At 39.2% G+C, this 4,057-nt stretch carries 2 protein-coding genes; one reads left to right on the forward strand and one right to left on the reverse strand.

All coding sequences use genetic code 11. The features are described from left to right. A partial coding sequence (locus AC1DND_RS21770) for a glycosyltransferase family 117 protein (RefSeq protein ID WP_477584712.1) occupies window positions 1-3,013 on the forward strand: 3,013 nt, incomplete at its 5' end. A gap of 360 nt (window positions 3,014-3,373) precedes the next feature. On the opposite strand, the gene AC1DND_RS21775 is transcribed toward AC1DND_RS21770, so the two are convergent. Next, window positions 3,374-4,057: acetyl-CoA carboxylase carboxyltransferase subunit alpha (locus tag AC1DND_RS21775; protein ID WP_477584713.1), on the reverse strand; the 684-nt coding region annotated here is incomplete at its 5' end.

The raw sequence follows: 4,057 nt of genomic DNA on the forward strand, positions 1-4,057 counted from the left end.
AGGCTGGATCTGCTTTTTAATTGCTACACTAACTTACGTTTTAACCTTAGAGCCTTCTGCCAGTTTTTGGGATTGCGGTGAATTTATCGCATCGGCATTTAGAATGCAGGTTGTTCACCAGCCTGGTGCGCCTTTGTTCTTAATGCTCCAACGTTTCTTCTCTATTTTTGCAGCTGGAGATTTGACCAAAATCGCTTACTGGATGAATGTTGGTTCGGCTGTATCGAGCGGGGCAACTATCTTATTCTTATTTTGGACCATCACTGCATTGGCTAAAAAAACGGTGTTAAAAGCCGGCGAAGAGTTAACAACCGGTAAATTGATCAGCATTATGGGTGCAGGTGCCGTTGGTGCTTTGGCTTATACTTTCTCTGATAGTTTTTGGTTTTCGGCAGTAGAATCAGAAGTTTACGCACAATCATCGTTATTTACAGCGATTGTATTCTGGGCTATCCTTAAATGGGAAGCACATGCCGATGAGCCACGTGCCGATCGTTGGTTATTGTTTATTGCCTATATTATGGGTTTATCAATTGGTATCCACTTGTTAAACCTACTAACCATCCCAGCACTTGCTTTTATTTATTATTTCAAAAGAACAGATAAAGCAACAACATCGGGAATTATTAAAACCCTTATTGTTGGTATTCTAATCTTAGCGGTAATCCAATATGGTATTATCCAATACCTGGTTTCGTTTGGTGCTTATTTCGATTTATTCTTTGTTAACACATTAGGTCTGGGTTTTGGAACAGGCGTTTTATTCTTCGCTATTTTATTAATCGGCGCCCTGGTTTGGGGAATCCGTTATTCTATCCAGCACCAAAAGAAATTATTAAACCTAGGTTTAATCTCTACTGTATTAATCATTTTCGGTTATGCATCATTCTCGATGATTATCATCAGGGCAAAGGCAGATCCGAACTTAAATAACAGTGCACCGAAAGATGCTTTCTCTTTCTTAAGCTACTTAAACCGTGAGCAATATGGCGACAGGCCATTGGGTTACGGTCCTAACTATAACTCTGAAAGAGTAGGTGTAACTGAAGGAAAAACCATCTGGAGAAAAGGAAAAGACAAATATGAGGTAGCGGGTAAAAAAACCGATTACGAGTATAACAACAACACTTTACTGCCACGTATGTATAGCGATGATCCTAAACATGCTGCTTTTTATAAAGAGTGGATGCGCTTAGATGATTCTAAAAATCCTAATCTGGTGGATAACGTTGGTTTCTTGTTCAGCTATCAGATTGGCTACATGTACATGCGTTATTTCATGTGGAATTTTGCTGGCCGCCAGAATGACGAGCAAGGTCAGGGTAGCGGACATGAAGGTACCTGGATTAGCGGCATTAAACCAATCGATGCCATGTTGAGAGGCAATCAAAGCAATCTGCCACCATCAACCGTCGATAATAAAGCGTATAACCGTTTCTTCTTTTTACCATTAATTTTAGGCGTTATTGGTGCACTTTGGCATTTTAAACGTAACCAAAAAGATGCGGGAGTTGTAGCATTACTATTCTTCTTTACCGGTATTGCCATTGTATTATACTTAAATCAAAAACCATTAGAACCCCGCGAAAGGGATTATGCTTATGTAGGATCGTTCTATGCCTTTGTAATATGGATCGGGCTCGGGGCACTCGCCATTAAAGAGTGGTTGTTTAAAAAACTAACGCCAACTGCCGGTGCCATTGGTGCAACGGTAATTGGATTACTGGCTGCACCGGTAATTATGGCCGAGCAGGGATGGGATGATCATGACCGCTCTACAAAAATGGTTCCGCATGATATTGCCTTGGATTACCTACAATCCTGTGCGCCAAATGCCATCTTATTTACTTATGGCGATAATGACACCTACCCACTTTGGTATATCCAGGAGGTAGAAAATGTTCGTCCTGATGTGCGTATTGTAAACTTAAGTTTATTCGATACAGATTGGTACATTAACGGTTTAAGGCAAAAACAAAATGAATCGGCTCCATTACCAATTTCAATGAAACCTGAGCAATATGTACAGGGAGAAAGAGATGTAATGCCATACGATGATTACAAAATTGCAGGTAGTGTTGAGCTTAAAAACGTAGTTGATTTGTTGCTATCAAACGATGAAAGCGACAAAGTACCTATGCAGGATGGATCAAAATCTAACTTCCTGCCAACTAAAAACCTTAAAATTACAGTAGATCCGCAGCAAGTAGTAAGTACAGGAACAGTACCTGCAGCTGATGCTTCAAAAATCGCCACCACAATGGATTGGAAGTTTAATAAAGGTTATGTTACTAAAGGAACTTTGGCCATGTTCGATATTCTTGCACATAACAACTGGAAACGCCCGATTTATTTCGCTTCTACAGTACCTTCTGAGCAATATAACGGCTTAGACAAATATTTATACAGCGAAGGTTTGGCCATGCGTTTATTACCGCTTAAAGCTGACACAACAGCATCTGATGATAGGCCGGAGCAATTAAATACGCCTGTATTGTATAATAATGTGATGACTAAATTTAAGTGGGGAAATATGAAAACCGCTAAATATTTAGATCCACAGTCATCAGATGATACTTTCATTTTCACCAATCTCTTCAGTAGCTTAACCAACAGCTTAATTAAAGAAGGTAAAATAGCTGATGCCAAAAAAGTAGTAGATAAATATTTTGCTGTAATGCCTGATAAATTCTTCGGCATCCGTACGGTTGTTGTGAAATTTTACATGGCTGAAAACCTATATAAACTAGGAGAAACCGCCCGAGCTAATGATATTTTAGACAAATCTGGCGATTATATCAATAAAGAATTAAACTACCTGGCTGACATATCTCAATCAAAAGGTTTAACCGGATCACAGAACATTCAAACGGGATTATACTACCTAGACAGAATGATTAAAACGAGTAAAGCTGCAGGTCAGGATAAACTGAGTGATAAGCTGCAGAAAACATTTAACAGTTTAGAAGGCCGTTTATCGATGTTTTTCCCACAACAGGGGCCACAACAGTAAACGGATCTGAAAATAGCTTACAAAGCAGCTGCATTAATTTGTAGCTGCTTTTTTATTGACCAAACCTCGCAGGTTTTTAAAACCTGCGAGGTTTAAATCATAGCCTAAGTTGGCTTAATAATGATTAATTTTCCACTCGGTTATCCGTGCAATCGTCATGCTGAATTTATTTTATTAGCATTTTGTATTGTTTTAATGGCCTAATAGGTACTTCGTGGTCAGCATCTATCACGCTACAAAGACCCTGAAATAAATTCAGGGTGACGTATATCTAGTGATACCCTTAAAAGTTTGGGATTTATCCACAAAAAAATCCTGTTCAGCGTTGCCAAACAGGATTCAAATTTATTTTTTTAATGATTATTCGTTTACAACACCCATCGCACAGAATTTTTCAATCCTTTGTTCGATCAGTTTATCGGTTTTTAGTTTACCTAAGGCAGCTAAATCTTTAATAAGGTAATCTTTTAAAGTTCGGCCCATTAACTCCGGATCCTGATGCGCACCTCCAAGTGGTTCTGGAATAATACCATCGATTAGTTTGTTGCCAAACATATCATCAGAAGTCAACTTTAAACATTCAGCAGCTTTCTCTTTAAAATCCCAGCTTCTCCATAAAATAGATGAGCAGGATTCAGGAGAGATTACCGAGTACCAGGTATGCTCTAACATATAAACTTTATCGCCGATACCAATACCCAAAGCACCTCCAGAAGCACCTTCACCTACAACAATGCAGATAATTGGCACGCGAAGAATAGACATTTCCAATAAGTTTCTGGCAATGGCCTCACCTTGTCCGCGTTCTTCGGCCTCTAAACCAGGGTAAGCCCCCATAGTATCGATAAAAGAAACAACCGGTTTATTAAATTTTTCAGCCAAACGCATTAAACGCAAAGCTTTACGGTAACCTTCAGGGTTGGCCATACCGAAATTACGGAACTGGCGCTCTTTGGTGTTTTTACCTTTTTGGTGACCAATAACCATTACCGTTTGGCCATTTATGGTAGCAAAACCGCCAATAATCGCTTTATCATCTTTAAC

The organism is Pedobacter sp. 01N416 (assembly GCF_056399685.1).